Genomic DNA, 15,419 nt, shown 5'->3' with positions numbered 1-15,419 from the left:
CCCTCGTACCGGGTGTACTCGGGCTTCCGGCCGGTGCGGCGAGAGTGCGTGCCGGGCGCCGCGACGCAGGCGTGACTTTGCGGACACGACCTAGCAGTCGGCGCTCGACGAATTCCCCAGCGTGGGCGGGTTGTCGACGAGCGCGAGCAGTCGCCGGGCCTCCATGGTCAGACCCGCGGACGCAAGGGAGCCGACTGCCGCCAACGGCACTTCCGAGAGATCCACCAACTCGGTCTCGACATCGGCTGCCGACAGATCCACGGCTCGTCCCCCTTTTTGACGACAGCACACCCGTCCCCTGTCATGGTTACCCAATCGATCGGGTTGCGAAAGATGGCCGCCCGCCGGGAGCACGACAAATGGCCATCCTCGCCGGCCCCCTCGACCAGCCCGACGCCCTTGTTCCGTACGGTGGTTCACCGGCCGGGCGGCCGCCGCCGGTCGCGGGAATGCCGCTCCGCGGCGGCTCAGTCCGACGGGACCAGCACGGACAGCAGCCTGCCGTCGCCGAGGTGCAGCAGCCCCCGGCACGGCTGCACCGGGTATCCGACCGCGCTCCGGCCGACCCGGTGGCCGATGAGCTCCCCCGACAAGGAAGCCTGAGGTGACAGGAGCAGCCCGCGCCGCGCCTTCTTCGCATCCACCTGCCAGCCGGAGAAGCCCGCGCAGACCTCCTCCTCGGCGCCACCGAGGACGAGTGCGAGCCCCTGCTCGGCGCCGTGCCGGATCAGGCGCTTCAGGGAGGTCTCGGCTGCACAGCCGTCGAGGACCTCGGCGTCGTCCATGACCACCACGGTCGGCCGCTCGTCGGAGGCGGGAGCCACGGCACGGTCGAACTCCTCCGCGCCGATGTCTCCGTCCGTGAAGACCGCGACCACACCCTCCCGCCCCGCCAGCTCCCGCAGGGGCGACGGACGCGGCGCCGCCACGACCAGGCGAGCGCCCTGGCGCAGACACGAGCGGGCCATGTTCAGCAGCGCGGTCGAACGGCCCGATCCGGGCGGCCCGGCGACGACGAACGCCGGTACGCCCTGGGCGAGATCCGGACCGTACGCGGTGAGCTCGTCCCCCCCGACACCGGCCAGTGCCCACAGCGGGGACCGGGAGGCATCCGGGTCGCGCAGCCGCCACGCCTCCTCGAAGCCGATGCGGCCGGGCAGCGCGTCGACGCGGAACGGGCGCCGTCCGTCCGGCACGGCCGCGTCGCGGGCGGCCGCCGACACGGCGACGGCGGCCAGCGCCTCGGTCTGGGCCCGGGCCGACGGATCGCCGGTCAGCAGGGCGAACTGCGTCTCCGTCCCGCTTCCCGCGCGTACGGCGCGGCCCGCGGGCAGATCCTCCGGCACGGCGCCCGGCCGGATGCCGAGCAGGGCGTAGTCGGACCGGTCGGGCAGCCGCAGCGCGTACCGCTCCTCGGTCAGTGAGGAGATCCGGCCGGACAGCAGTTGCCGGTCACCGCTGACGACCAGGTGGAGGCCGGCCGGGGCGCCCTCCCGCAGCAGCCGGAACAGCTCGTCCGTCAGCCGGCCTTGGTCGTACTCGCCGAGGACGGGCAGCCAGCCCTCCCAGCCGTCCAGCAGGACCACCAGGTGCGGCCACCGGCCGGCCGGTTCCGCGCGGCCGCGCTGCGCGGTGATGTCGGCGAGGTCCGACCGGGCCATGGCGTCCTGACGCCGGTCGAGTTCGTCCGTCAGCCGGGACAGCAGCCGGGCGACGCGCTCGCTCTCCCGGCGGGACACCAGGGCCCCGCAGTGCGGCAGCCCGGCCAGCGCGGCGAGTCCGTTGTGCCCGCAGTCGATTCCGTAGAGGTGCACGTCGGCACAGGAGTGGGCGCGGGCCAGCGCCCCGGCGACCGTGCGCAGTGCCTGGGTGCGGCCGGTCCGCGGGGCGCCCGCGACCAGCAGATGGCCGAAGTGCGCGAGGTCGACACGGACCGGCCGGCGGCGCTGCTCCGCGGGCCGGTCCTCGACGGCGAACGCCACCGCGGGCAGGTCCCCGGACTCCCCGTCCACCGGGGCGCCGGCCTCGTCGAGCGTGAGGACTCCGGGCAGCGGCGGGAGCCACGGGCTGTGCTGGGGCGGGACACCGAGCGCCGCATGGGCCTCGCGGACGGCGTCGACCAGGGCGTCGAAGTCGGTGGTGACCGGCGCGTCCGGGTCCGGCGCCGGGGCCGGCCGCGCCGGGGCGGGCCGTCCCAGCTCGGACCAGGTCAGCGAGGCCGTCCAGGGCGCGCGCCGGGCCGAGGCCGCGGCACCGTGGCGGGGGCCCGCGACGCGGCCCGCCTGGAACGGGATGAGCGAGGCGTGGCCGAGCCGCGCGTAGCCGCGCCCCGGCACGGACCTCGGGATCGTGGCGGCCTCGGGCGAGTCGACGATGTCCTGGGACTCACCGCCGTCGGTGACGCGCAGCGCGATACGGAGATTGGTGTTGGCCCGGATCTCCGCCGAGACGGCACCGCTGGGCCGCTGGGTGGCGAGGATCAGGTGGACGCCGAGGGACCTGCCGCGCTGCGCCACGTTGATCACCCCGGAGATGAAGTCCGGCAGCTCGCGTGCCATCGCGGCGATCTCGTCGATGACGACGACCAGCCGGGGCAGGGGCTCGCCGGGGGTCCGCCGCAGCAGGTGGTGGTAGTCGTCGATGTTCTTCGCGTCCAGGGCCGCCAGCAGCTGTTCCCGGCGTCGCAGCTCGGCGGCGAACGAGTCCAGCACCCGCTGCACGAGGTACGGGTCGAGGTCGGTGACCGTGCCGACCGTGTGCGGAAGCCGGGCGCAGTCCTGGAAGGACGCGCCGCCCCCGTAGTCGACGAGCACGAAGGTCAGGTGCTCGGGGGAGTTGGCCACGGCGAGCGAGGCGATGATCGTCCGCAGCAGTTCGGACTTCCCGGAGCCGGAGGTGCCCGCGATGAGGGCGTGCGGCCCGTCGCGCCGGAGATCGATGCCGAAGGGCCCGTCGTAGGTCTCGCCGATGGCGGCGAACGTCGACGGGCCGCGCGCCGTCCAGCGCTCCGCGATCTCCCGCCCGTCCGGCGGTTCGAGCGCGAGGACGTCGAGGAGCCGGGAACGGGCGGGCAGCGTCGCGGAGTCGGTGCCGCCGCTCGCGTCCCGCAGGGGTGCCAGGGAGCGGGCCAGCACCGCGCACCAGCGGGCGGAGACGAAGTCGGGCCGCACGTCCCGCATCCGCTCCCCGCCGGCCTCGACCCGCAGCAGCGGACCCGGCCGTTCTGCGGGCCCCCGCCGGGCCTCCGGCCGGGTCGGGTCGTCCGGCCGGGTCCCGGTGTCCGGCTCACCGCCGGCCCCCGGCCCGAAGGCGCGCCAGGAACCGGAGGGACCCTGACTGCCGGGGAGTTCGGCGACGACGACCGCCCGGCACTCGGCGGGCAGGAACCGCTCCTCGTCGTCCAGGCACAGCAGGTGGATGCCCGCGGCGGGGCCCTCGCGCAGCAGCTGCACCATGCCGGGCAGCGAGCGCAGCCGCCGGGAGCCGTCGCAGACGACCACGACGTCCGGCCGCGCGTCGGCGCCGCCGGCCTCGCCGCTCCGCTCGGAGAGCAGCCGCAGGAGTTCCCCGATGCGTGCCCCGACGGTCTCGGCGTCCATGCCGAGGGCGACGGTGGCGTCGCCGCCGGCCGGACGCAGATGGGGCAGCCAGCGCAGCCAGTCCCAGGACTCCCGTGCGCCCTTGGACGTCAGGACGTACAGCGACACGTCGAGCGGGCTGTGCAGCACGGCGATCTGGGCCACCGCCCAGCGCCCGAGCGCCCGGGCGGACTCGTCCGGCCCGGCGACGCCGAGCACGCCGAGTTCCGCCAGCGGCAGCACGACGGGGGTGTCGTCGTCCGGCCTCGTGCCCAGGCGCACCGACAGATGGTCAAGATCGCCGGGCCGGCGCTCCCACAGCCGGGATCCGGGGCCGGTGGCCAGCGAGAGGACGGCCCCGGGATTGGGGGCGGCTCCGCGCAGCCCGCGCAGTCTGAAGCTCTCGGCGGCCTCCCGGGCCAGGGCCGCGGCGTGCTCGTGGCCCCGCAGCCTGCGATGGGCGCGCACCGCGATCCAGACGCAGAGCGGGCACTGCACGGCGAGCAGAGCGGCGTACCAGCGGCCGGTCGCGGCCAGCAGGACGACCGTGGCGAGGAGACCCGCCACCGCCGCCGCGAGGTACAGGGCCCGCGACCGGTACGCGTCCCGCACGGACTCGCCGCCGGACCGGTACGGCGGGACACCGAGGGGGCCCTCGGCGGGCGGGGAGGGCCGCCGGGGGCGCTCGAAGTCCAGGCAGGTGCCGTCCTCGGACGGGCGCGGGGTGACGTCCGGCGGTTCGCAGGCGTCCAGTTCGAGCAGTGAGCCGCCGACGGCGAGCTGTGAGCCGAGCGGCCAGCCCGCGCGCACCGTGCCGTCCCCGTCCTGCTCGCTGTCGGCTCGTGCCGTCAGCGGCACTCCGTCCAGGGAGATCCGCCGGGCGCCGGACGCGCGTACCGTGCACCGGCCGTCCGGGGCGACGGTGAGGGTCAGGGCGTGCTCGGCGAGCGCGGGGTCGTCGACGCGGACGTGGGCGGCCGGGCCCCGGCCGACGTCGGTGCGGCCGAGACCGAGCCGGTGCACGGGCCCGGCGTCCGGGCCACCGGCGACGCGCAGTTCCACGATGCCGGTGACCTCGCGCGGCGGGCAGCCGGCGGGGGTGTGCAGGCTGACGACGGCCCCCTCGCGCAGCGCGCACCGCCCGAGCGCGGCGCCGGCGTCGAGGGGCAGTCCGTCGGCGTACAGGGGCGGCGGCTCCTCGCCGGGCTTCCCGGTGAGCCGGCGTTCCAGCGCGCGGGCGACCTCGCGCACCGGTGTGCCGGGGTCGGCGTCGAGGACGACGTCCGCCGTTCTCCCGTCGCGGGGGTCGACGGCCGTGAGGGTGAGACGCACGGCGGGCCCTTCCTCCTCAGCTCCGCGTGTGGCGGTCGGCGGCCAGCTCGGCGAGCGCGCACTCGTCGGCGGCTCCCGGACGGAAGGCGATGGCCTGGCCCGGTTTCCACTGGCCGTTGCGCCAGCGCACGGTGCGCACGGCCAGGGAGTGGTCTTCGCCCTCGCGGGCCACGCAGACCTCGTTGTAGCCGTTCTCCTCGTTGGAGTGGACGCTGGCCAGCGCGGGCGCGCCGGCGACACGGGTCGTCCAGGGGCGGGCCCCGTCCGGGTCGATCAGCCGTTCCGAGGCGAGGAAGGCGAGGTGCGTGTGCCCGTGGAGCACCAGTGCCGTGTGGGCGTCGGCGAGCGCCGCCTTGGCCTGGCCGGCGTTCACGACACCGGCGTACGGCGCCACTTCGACGGCGGGCACCGGGGAGAGCGGGTGGTGGACGACGGCGAGGTTGACGCAGCCGGGCTCCCTCTTGAGCCGGCCGAGCACGGGGTGCGCCACCACGCCGGGGTCGTACCGCTCCAGCCTCGCCATCAGCTCGCCCACCCGGGCGCCGTCGTCGGACCGTGCCAGCTCCGCGACGAGTTCCCGTACCCGGTCGCGGTCCTCGTTGCGGGCCGGCTCGCCGCCGGACTCGGCGGAGCCCAGCAGCGCGACCCGCAGACACGCGTCCGCGTAGCGCACGTAGAGGCGGCGGGCGGTGTGCTCCGCCCGGTCCAGGTCGGGGTGCGGGTAGGCGCGGAAGGTCTCCGCGAACCACTCGTGCCGGGCGCCGGGCCGTTCGTCGAGGCAGCGGTCCCAGGAGACGTCGTGGTTGCCGCCCACGAGCAGGACGCGCGGGTCGTCGGCGCGCAGGTCGGGGTGGTCGGCGAGCAGCGGGGCCAGCCGCTCCAGCCAGGCCAGGGCCTCGCGCCCGTTCTCCGCCACCGGGCGGTCGACCAGGTCGCCGGAGACGATGACGAGGTGCGGCGCCCTGTTCTGCTCGGCGAGCTGCCGCACGTGCTCCAGATAGCCGCCGAGCGGGCTGCCGTCGCCGGTGAGCCGGGCGAGGGCGCTGCCCACCTGGGTCCGGTCCTTCTGGTCGACGTTGGTGCGGTGCGCCCCGCCGAAGTGGAGGTCGGACACGTGGTGGACGCGCAGCACCTCGGGCAGGTGGTGGGCCAGCACGGGGTCCCCGGCCACCGGGGCCAGCAGTTTCATGGTCTGCGCGTCGCGGGCGTCGGAGCCGACGGAGTGTCCGGCGCCGCGCCAGCGTTCGCGCCGCAGGGCGGCCCGGTGACCGGCGGACAGTCCGTTGTGGAACCACTGCTCGATGTAGAGGTGCGGAAAGGCGGCCTCCTCGCCGGCCCGGCGGGACAGCGCCGCCGGGTCCGTGCGCAGGTCCGGTTCCAACTCGGCGGTCTGCAGGGCCAGTTCGAGCAGGAAGGGGGTGAGCAGCCAGCCGGGCCGCTCGGCCCGCAGCAGGTCCACGACCGCGGGTGCCCAGTCGGGGGCGCGGGCCGCCATGCACGCGGCCTCCTCGTCGGTCACCGGCGGGCAGGACAGGACGTCCTTGGGGGCGTCCGCGCCGAGATGCGGGACGAGCAGCTCGTGTTCGGCCGGCGTGGCGAACACGACGGGGACGACGCCCTGCTCACGCAGCCGTCCGAGTCCGGCGGCCAGGGTGGCCGGGTCCCTGGCCGGTCCGGCCGCCGGACCGAGGGCCGGTTCGTCGACGAGCACCATGTCCGCGCCGCCGAGCTGCGGACGGAGGGCCTTGGCGCCGGTCAGGCAGGTCAGCCCCGCCCTGCGGACGTCGTTCTCCTGGCGCACGTCGACCAGCCGGGTGCGTCCCTCGGGCCGGGCGCGCCGCACGGCGCCGGCGAGCCAGCTCTTGCCGGACCGCCGGGGCATGACCACCAGCCAGCACGCGTCGTTGGGTTCGTGCCGGTCCACCAGCGGGCGCGCCCACTGCGGCACGTGCGTCCCGCGGAACCTGATGTCGAGGTTCGGGTCGTACGACCGGCTCGGCCGGAAGTGGCTCATCGGTGCTGCTCCTCGTCGTGCAGTTCCTGGGACGCGTACTGGATCCAGTCGAAGAAGGGCGGATCGGGCAGCCACTTGTTCTGGGACAGCAGCAGCCCCACGTCGCGCAGTTGTCCGCCCTGTGTCGCGTTGGGGTTCTTGGGCGGGCCGCCGCGCGCGTCCAGCAGGGCCGCCCGGGCCGCCGGGCCGATCTCGCTCCACCGGGAGCGGAAGACGTCGGCCTTCTCGACGAGGAGTTCCCGCTCGATGAGCGCCCTGAGTTCGCGGCCGTCGTCGAGGGCCCGGGTGTTCCCGGCGCGCGCCGCGCGCACGAGGGCGTCGCCCACCACCTGGAGGTAGAAGGGCCAGGGCCCGACGTCCCGGAGGATGCGGTCGGCGGTGACGGGCGGGATCAGCAGTCCCTCGTTCTCCGCGGTGCCGGTCAGGAACTCGCGCGCGTCCGGCTCGGCCAGCGGGCCGAGCGGGAACCGGTTGACGTCGTTGCTGAAGCTGGAGCCCGGCTCGCTGAGCGCGTGCCGCCGGGTGTCGTTCCAGTCCTTGAAGGTGCCGCAGTAGACGAGCCAGGCGCCGGCCTGCCCGAGATCGCGCAGCCAGGAGACGGCCGCCGGGGTGTAGCGGGTGAGCCGCCCGACCTCGTCGAGCAGCAGGACCAGCCGGGAGGAGCCGCTGCCCGCCTCGGCCAGGTCCATCAGCGCGTCGGCGGGCCGGGCGGACGTGGCCAGTGCGGGCATGAGGCGGACGGCCAGGTCGTCCCGGGATCCGGGGCTCTCCCGGTTGGACAGGGTCACCACCTGCTGCACGTTGCCGAGTCCGTCGGACCGCATGCGTTCCTGCAGCTCCTTGACGATCCACGACTTGCCGGCGCGGCGCGGCCCCAGCAGCGCGACGCACGCGTCGTCCCGGTAGTTGCGGTCCAGCCAGGCGAACACGTCCTCCCGGCCCACCGGGCGGCCCGCCGGGCCCAGCGAGAACCGGTCCGCGGCCAGCGCGCTGCTGCCGATCCGGAACGGCTTGCGCTCCAGGGGCACGCCGGCGTCGCGCCGCCGGGTCTCACGCACCGTCTCCCCTATGCGGTCGGGCAGCGCGATCTGCGCCTCGGCGCCGGTGTCCGCGTACCGGGCCCGGCCGGGGCCGGACCCGGGCGGCGGCCGCCCGTCGAGCCCGGCCCGGCCGAGGACGAGGGTGGTGGCCCGGTCCAGTTCCCCGCGCAGGTCCAGTACCTCCTGACCGCCGGTGACGACGGGACAGATCCCGGTCCGGGTGTCCTGGAGCAGGTTCACCAGGTCCCGGACGCGCCCCTCGTCGCCGTCGCGGCGGGCCCGGTCGCGGAACTCCTGCCAGCCGTCCACCAGCAGCACCAGGTACGGCGGCCCCTCCCCCGCGCGGCGTTCCTGCCGGTGTCCGTGCAGGCTCCGCAGGCCCGACCGGGTGATGAGCTCCTGGCGGCCGCGCACGGTGTTGACGAGCTTGTCGAGCAGCCGGCGCATCCGGTCCGTCTCGTCCGGGGTGACCACGGCCCCGCAGTGCGGCAGGTCGGTCAGGGCACCGAGGGCGCCCGAACCGCAGTCGACGGCGTACAGGTGCACGTCCCGCACGCTGTACTGCTCGGCGACGGCCACGGCGAGGGTGAGCAGGAGCTGCGTGCGGCCACTGCCCGCGTCACCTGAGACGAGCAGCGGTCCGTCCGCGTCGAGGTCCCAGGCCGCCTGCTGGAACCCCTGCGCGCCGGGCGCGTCGCGCAGCCCGAAGACGACCGGGGTGCGGGCTCCGGGCCGGGGCCGGACGGGGCACAGGGGGCCCGGGCCGGCGGCGGTCTCCCGCAGCCGGACCGACGGGGGCAACGGGGGTGGCCAGGGGACGTGGGACGCGGGCAGGTCGTCCAGCGTGCCCGCCGCCTCCACGACGGCGTCGACGAGGCCGGCGAGCGCGTCGCCGCCGGCGCCGGCGGGAGTCCGCCGGGCGCGCTGCCGGGGGGCGCCCGTCCAGTCCGTGAGCCGCAGCCGGACGGTGCCGGACGGTTCTCGCCGGGCGGACGCCTCCGCGGGCCGTCCGTCGAGGGTCGCCCGGCGTACGAGTTCCGGCTCGCCGGAGGCGCGGCGGACGAAGGCCAGTCCGTGCGGGGCCGGGTCCAGCCGGGCGGCGGCCGGGGTGCCGAGCAGCAGTTCGCTGTCGGCGGGGTCGGCGACGCGCAGGACGACCCGCAGGGGGGCGAAGCCGAGCACGTCCTGGTCCACCGCGTCGGCGGGGCGGCGGGTGGCGAGGACCACGTGCACGCCCAGCTCCGGGGCGCGCCGCACGGCGTCCAGCAGTCCGGTGACGAACTCGGGGCAGTTCTCGCGGAGCCGGGCGAGGTCGCAGACGACGAGCACCAGCCGGGGCAGGGCGGGCAGCTCTGCCGCGTCGGTGGCCCGGATCACCGTGTACTGCTCGAAGTCGCGGGCCCCGGCCTCCTTCACCAGCCTTTGTCTGCGGCCGAGTTCGGCGGTGAGGGCGGTCAGGCCGCGGGCCGCGGCACAGGGGTCGAGCGCGGTGTGCACCCCCACGGTGTGCGGCAGCCGGGCGGCGGGGACGAAGGCCTCCCCGGCGTCGTGGTGGACGAGGAGCAGGTTCAGCTCGTCGGGGCGGTTCGCCACGGCCAGCGAGGTCAGCCAGGCGCACAGCAGGGCCTCCATGCCCGAGCCGACCATCCCGGCCACCAGGGCGTGCGGTCCGTCGCCGCGCAGGTCCAGGACGAGGGGGCGGCCGGCCGGACCGCCGAGCACCGCCGCCGGGGATCGAGGGGTGCTCTGCCAGCGGTCGGTGATCCGCTCGGCGGTCGGGTCGTCGAGGTCGAGCAGGTCCAGCAGCCGGGCGGCCCGGTGGCGGACCAGCTGCCCGGCGGGGGCCTCGCGCAGGGGCGCGAGCAGCCGGGCGACGCCCTCGAGCTGGGCCGGTACCCACTGGTCGGGGACGCACCGCTGCCCGGGTCGGGTGCCGTCCCGGCCGCGCTGTCCGATCCACAGCCCCTCGCCGTCGGAGACCAGGCGGGTCCGGCACAGCGCGGGGAGGCGCCGCTCCTGTGCGGCGAGGCAGATCACGTGCACGCCGACGGACGGTCCCTCGCGGAGCACCTCGGTGGCCCAGGGCGCGGCGCGCAGCACGTCCGGACCGTCGAGGACGAGGACCAGCTCGGCGGCGCCCCAGAGCGACGCGGCTCCCGAAGGGGTGCGGAGCCGTTCGAGGACGATCAGCGCGGCCTCGTCGAGCTGCCTGGCGTGTGCGGCGGGGTCGCGGCTGATCCGCACCTGCTGGGAGCCGCGCCGCATCAGCGCGTCGGGCGGCAGCCAGCGGGCGAAGTGCCAGAAGTCCTGCCCCGAGTCGTCGGTGAGCACCCGGACGGCGACGTCGGAGGGCGGGTGCAGCAGCACGATCTGGGCCACGAGCCATCCGGCCAGCCGGCGGGCCACGTCACGACCGGCCGCGATGCCGAGATGCCCGCTGTCCGGCAGGGAGAGGGTGAGCGGGCCGCCCGCGCCCCGGCCGACGCGGAGCACGAGGCGGTCCGGGTGGTCCGGGCCCCGTTCCCACAGGAGGCTGGGCGATCCGAAGATCTCGCCGGGGAGTTCGAAGGAGTCGGGATGGCGGGACCTCGTCTCGCCCGGCTGGGGCGGCTCGCCGCCCTTCAGGGTCGCGTAGGCCTGCTGCGCGAAGCGGCCCAGCGACCGCGCCGGACCGACCGGGCCGACCGGGCCGACCGGACCTTCCGGCGGCTGCTCGGCGGCCCCGCTCCCCGCGCGCCAACGGTCGAAGACCAGGGACCCTCCGGCGTCCGGGTGGACGTAGCGGTCGCGGAAGCGCGCGAAGCCCTCCGGGGTCAGCCGCAGCCCGCCGTCCGGGACCGGGGCCGCGCCCTCGGGCGGGGCGCCTGCGAAGATCCGGCAGCCGTCGCGAAGGGGGGTGAGGGCGAGCGGTGTGTCCGGCGCCAGCGGTTCCCCCTCGCTCGTGTACAGGCCGGGAACCCGGTGCGGGCCGAGCCGGTCGCCGACGGTCCGGACGGGGGCCGCGCCGTCGGCGCGCAGGTCCATGTCCAGCTCGGACCCGTCCGGCATGACGACGGTGAACCTCCACCGGGCCTCCGGTGCCCCCGGGTACGGCGGGACCGGGGCGGGCCGGACCGCCGTCCACGAGGGGGGCCGTCGTGCCGGGGCGGCCGGAGGGGTGCGGGTCCGGGCCGGCGGCGCCGTTCCCGGCGGCTCCCCCACCCCCAGCAGGGGGACGGAGATCCGGCCGTCCTCGGCGATCCGGACGGCGTAACCGGCGCCGGGCAGCTCCTCGTCGGCCGTGGCGACGAGGAGGCGCGGGCCCGTCCGCCCGGCCCGGGCGGCGAGCCGGGCGAGCCCCAGGGCCTCGGCGCGCGACGGCTCGGTGGCGACGAGGACGACCCGGCTCGGGGTGGCGGGGTGCGCGGGGCGCGGTGCCCAGCCGGTGAGCACCGGTGCGGGTTCCGCTCCCGCGGGCATCGACTCCAGGAGGGCACCGATGCCGGGCAGTGTCTCGACGCGGTCGGGGTGGCGGGCGGCGAGATCGTGCGCGCCTCCCACGCAGGTGATCCGGACCCCTTCCGACCACGGCGTCGTCGCCAGTTCGGCGGCCATGGCCGCGATGAGCGCGCCGCGCGCCGCGGGCGGGCCGGTCACGGCACCGAGACCGGTGCCCGCGTCGAGGTTGAGCAGCAGCCGCAGTCCCTCGGTGGTGCCGACGGTCACCAGGTGCGGGAAGGGGACGGTCCGGGCCGCCGGACCGGCGTCGTCCCGGGCTTCCGCGCTCTCCCTGCCGAGGAACCACCGGCGCGAGTCACCGCTCGTCCGCCACGGGTGGAGCGGCGGCGGCGCGCCCGGCGCGGCGGCCAGCTCGGCGATGATCTCGTCGTCCGAGAGCCAGACGGCGCTCAGCCTCGGCAGCAGCGGACCGGTGGCCGCGAGCGACCGCAGGGCCCCCGCCAGCAGCCGCGCGCCCGCCGGGTCGGAGCGCACCAGCAGGTGGTCGGCCGTGTGCGCGCCCGGTCCGGGACCGTACGCGTGTCGCGTCCGGGGTAATGAGGGCGTGGAGCGTGGCATGGCACATCCTCGGGAGCCGGCGGAACGGTGACGCTGACGGGGCCGGGGGGCGGCTTCGACGGGGTCGGGCGGTCAGCGTTCGGCGGCGGCACCGGCCTCGCGCGGCGCGGGCAGCGCGGCGGCCTGGTCCTGGAACTGCTGGAGCCCGGCACGGAACTCGGCGGTCCAGTCGGCGGTCTCGGACTCCAGGTGGGTGCGGAGCTTGCCGGCGAGTCCGCCGATCAGCAGCATCCTGCGCTCGATCAGGGTGTGTTCCGGCACGCCGGTCACGTCCCGCAGCAGCTCGGCCGACCAGGCCAGACGGAACTCGTTCAGCTCGCCGCGCAGCGCCTGCGCCGCGGTGATGTCCCGCATCCAGGCCGTGGACAGGCCGAAGAAGTAGTCGAAGCCCTTGCAGCCCGCGGCGGCGGCCAGGAAGACGTAGCCCCAGCTCTGGATGTCCGCGCCGGTGGCGGTGCCGGCCAGCGGGATGACGGTGCCGGTCGTCGCGAGGACGATCATCAGACCGCGGATGAGGCGGGAGCCGAGGCGTTTGAGGCGCTTGTCCCGCAGATACCACTCGATGGCGTCCTCGGCCTCCTGCTCGGCCCAGGCGCGCAGCGACTGGACCGACTCGAGCCGCTCGTGCGGGGTTCCGGTGGTGAGCGCCGGAAAGTCCCTGCCCCGCAGATCCCTCCTGCCCGACCGGCCACCACCCGGCCGGACAGCCGCTGTGCTCCCCGTCAACTCACCCTCCTCAGCAGGGTATTGCCAGCAGGGTAGCGGAAACGGCCGCACCCGGTCGGCCCCCGGTCACGGCGGGTGAGTTCCGGCGGACGGCGTTGACCGGCGGCCCCGGGCACGATGCCCGCGGGCCCGGACAGGGCACCAGTCGGCCCGGGCAACGGCACCAGTCGGCCCGGGCACGTCATCGGCCCGGGCCCGATCAGTGGGCCCGGGCCGGACGGGTCGGCCCCCGGCGGGCCGCTCAGCCCTCGTCGGGCGCCAGCCGCAGCGAGACGCTGTTGATGCAGTACCGCTGGTCGGTCGGGGTCGGATACCCCTCGCCCTCGAAGACATGGCCGAGGTGGGAGCCGCAGCGGGCGCAGCGCACCTCGGTGCGGACCATGCCGTGCGAGCGGTCCTCGATCAGCTCGACGGCGTCGGTGTCCTTGGGGTCGTAGAAGGACGGCCAGCCGCAGTGCGACGCGAACTTGGTGTCCGAGGTGAACAGTTCGGCGCCGCAGGCACGGCAGGAGTAGACGCCCTCGGTCTTGGTGTCGGTGTACTCACCGGTGAAGGCCGGCTCGGTGCCGGCCTGGCGCAGTACGGCGTACTCGGCCGGGGTCAGCTCCGCCCGCCACTGCTCGTCCGGCTTCTCGACGCTGTACGACATGAGCCTCAGCCCCTTCACTGCTGCGACAGGCGGTCCAGGATCTTCGGGCCCAGGTCGGTCACGTCGCCCGCGCCCATGGTGAGAACGAGATCACCGGGCTTCGCCATTCCCGCGATCACCGCGGGGATCTCCGCCTTGTCGTGCACGGCGGTGACGTCGGCGCCGGCCGCGCGCGCGGCCTCGATGATCAGCTCGCTGGTCACGCCGGGGATCGGGTCCTCGCGGGCCGGGTAGATGTCCAGCACGACCGAGGCGTCGGCGAGCGCCAGCGACTGGCCCATCTCCTTGCCGAGCTCCTGGGTGCGGGAGAACAGGTGCGGCTGGAAGACGACGAGGATGCGCGCGTCACCGGCGGCGGCGCGCATGGCCTCCAGGTCGGCGGTCATCTCCGTCGGGTGGTGGGCGTAGGAGTCGATGACCTGCGCCCCGGCCGCCTCGCCCTTGAGCTGCAGGCGCCGCTTGACGCCGGTGTACGCGGCGAGCGCGTTCGCCAGACCGGCGGCCGGGACGCCGAGCGCGGCACCCGCGGTGAGCGCGGCGACGGCGTTGAGGGCGTAGTGCCGGCCGGGGACGGAGACGGTGAACGTCAGCTCCTGCCCGTCGAGCACCGCGGTCACCTCGCTGCGCAGCCCCTGGGGGACGATGGAGAGCACCCGCACGTCCGCGTCCTCGGCCTCGCCGTAGGTCACGCAGCGCACCGAGCCGGCCAGCCGCCGGGTGAGTTCGCGGGCACCCTCGTGGTCGGCGGAGATCACCAGCGTGCCGCCGGGCACGATGCGGCCGGCGAAGGTCTCGAAGGACTCGTAGATCTCGTCCATCGAGGCGTAGTTGGCGTGGTGGTCCAGCTCGACGTTGAGGACGATGGCGACCTCGGGCGCGTACTTGTGGAAGCTGCGGTCCGATTCGTCGGCCTCGGCGACGAAGATGTCGCCCTCGCCGTGCAGCGCGTTGGAGCCGGGGGCGTCCAGGTCGCCGCCGATGGCGTACGACGGGCGCAGGCCCAGCTCGCCGAGGGAGACGGCCAGCATGGACGTGGTGGTGGTCTTGCCGTGGGTGCCGGCCACGGCGATCGGCCGCAGCCCCCGCATCAGCGCGGCGAGCGCGTCGGAGCGGTGCACCACCGGGATGCCCAGCTCGGCGGCGCGCACCAGCTCCGGGTTGTCCTCGCGGATCGCGGACGACACCACGACACAGCTCGCGTCCTCGGCGAGGTGCCCGGCGGCGTGCCCGATGTGCACGGTCGCGCCGAGGGCCCGCAGCGCCTCGGCGGTCGCCGACTCCTTGGCGTCGCTGCCGGCCACCTCGGCGCCGCGCTGGGCGAGGATCTTGGCGATCCCCGACATCCCGGCGCCGCCGATGCCGATGAAGTGCGGTCGGTCCATGGCGGCAGGAAGTCCGGGTGCCATGCGCGTTTCTCCCAAGATCCGGTACGGGCTGAGCGTGCCTAGCCTATGCGCTCGCGCCCGGCCTCCCTCGCAACGGGCACGGCGCCCCCGGCCGCCGCCGCGTCACTCCTCGCCGTGCGCGAAGAGCTTCAGCACCGGCACGCCCACCTTGTGGCGGGCCCGGGAGGCCCAGTCCCGGTGGAAGAACTCCTCCACGTAGTGCGGCGCGGTCAGCACGATCACCTCGTCCGCGCCGACCTCGCCGACGAGGGTCTTGAGCGCGTCCAGCGGATGGTCCTCGACGAGCCGCCCCCGCGCCTCGCTGCCCGCGGCGCGCAGCGCCCGCAGGGAGACCGCGAGCGCCTTCTCGGCTGGTTCCTTCGCCGCCTCGCCCTCGGGCGTCCTGCCCTCGCGGACGGCGTCGTCCAGTTCGCCGAGCGCGATGTCGTCGATGGCCCGCAGCAGGCGGTCCTGGTCTCCGCGCGGCTGGAGAAGCACGTGGAACGAGACCGGCTCGTCCCCGTGCAGGGTGGTGACGAACTCCACGTCGACCGACGACAAGGCCTTCTCGATCATCAGAACGCTAGTGAACACCCGGCGCCTCTCTCCTCCCGTGGGCCCGGCAGGGCCCTGCGGAAA

At 75.7% G+C, this 15,419-nt stretch carries 8 protein-coding genes; all 8 read right to left on the bottom strand.

Annotated elements, in window-relative coordinates; all coding sequences use genetic code 11:
• Positions 1 to 90: 90 nt before the first annotated feature.
• Positions 91 to 261 (bottom strand): hypothetical protein, encoded by a 171-nt coding sequence (locus tag ACWCPN_RS17245; RefSeq protein ID WP_199212496.1) that lies wholly within the window; start codon positions 259 to 261, stop codon positions 91 to 93.
• A 206-nt stretch (positions 262 to 467) separates the two neighbouring features.
• Positions 468 to 4,910 (bottom strand): FtsK/SpoIIIE domain-containing protein, encoded by a 4,443-nt coding sequence (locus ACWCPN_RS17240; RefSeq protein ID WP_451206638.1) that lies wholly within the window; start codon positions 4,908 to 4,910, stop codon positions 468 to 470.
• A gap of 16 nt (positions 4,911 to 4,926) precedes the next feature.
• Entirely contained in the window at positions 4,927 to 6,924 is a 1,998-nt protein-coding gene (locus ACWCPN_RS17235) for a metallophosphoesterase family protein (protein WP_451206635.1), read from the bottom strand.
• Positions 6,921 to 11,936, bottom strand: coding sequence for an FtsK/SpoIIIE domain-containing protein (locus ACWCPN_RS17230; RefSeq protein WP_451206632.1), 5,016 nt, complete (start codon positions 11,934 to 11,936; stop codon positions 6,921 to 6,923). Before ACWCPN_RS17230 ends, ACWCPN_RS17235 begins: the two co-directional genes overlap by 4 nt.
• Positions 11,937 to 12,092: 156 nt before the next feature.
• Positions 12,093 to 12,746 (bottom strand): SLATT domain-containing protein, encoded by a 654-nt coding sequence (locus tag ACWCPN_RS17225; RefSeq protein ID WP_451206630.1) that lies wholly within the window; start codon positions 12,744 to 12,746, stop codon positions 12,093 to 12,095.
• Positions 12,747 to 12,987: 241 nt separating this feature from the next.
• Entirely contained in the window at positions 12,988 to 13,395 is a 408-nt protein-coding gene (gene msrB / locus ACWCPN_RS17220) for a peptide-methionine (R)-S-oxide reductase MsrB (protein ID WP_199212492.1), read from the bottom strand.
• Positions 13,396 to 13,409: 14 nt separating this feature from the next.
• Positions 13,410 to 14,801, bottom strand: a complete 1,392-nt coding sequence (gene murC / locus ACWCPN_RS17215) for a UDP-N-acetylmuramate--L-alanine ligase (RefSeq protein WP_365127633.1) — start codon at positions 14,799 to 14,801, stop codon at positions 13,410 to 13,412.
• Positions 14,802 to 14,903: 102 nt separating this feature from the next.
• The gene (locus ACWCPN_RS17210; RefSeq protein WP_451206625.1) at positions 14,904 to 15,374 is read right to left on the bottom strand and encodes an indole-3-glycerol phosphate synthase; all 471 of its coding nucleotides are present in this window, start codon (positions 15,372 to 15,374) and stop codon (positions 14,904 to 14,906) included.
• Positions 15,375 to 15,419: the final 45 nt, after the last annotated feature.

This window comes from Streptomyces sp. NPDC002386 (assembly GCF_053593175.1).
This window is presented reverse-complemented; position numbering and strand designations above follow the sequence as displayed.

Excerpts from the sequence above, each read along its gene's own strand:
- murC (WP_365127633.1), bottom strand. The coding sequence starts at position 14,801 with ATGGCACCCGGACTTCCTGCCGCCATGGACCGACCGCACTTCATCGGC.
- msrB (WP_199212492.1), bottom strand. The coding sequence starts at position 13,395 with ATGTCGTACAGCGTCGAGAAGCCGGACGAGCAGTGGCGGGCGGAGCTG.
- ACWCPN_RS17235 (WP_451206635.1), bottom strand. The coding sequence starts at position 6,924 with ATGAGCCACTTCCGGCCGAGCCGGTCGTACGACCCGAACCTCGACATC.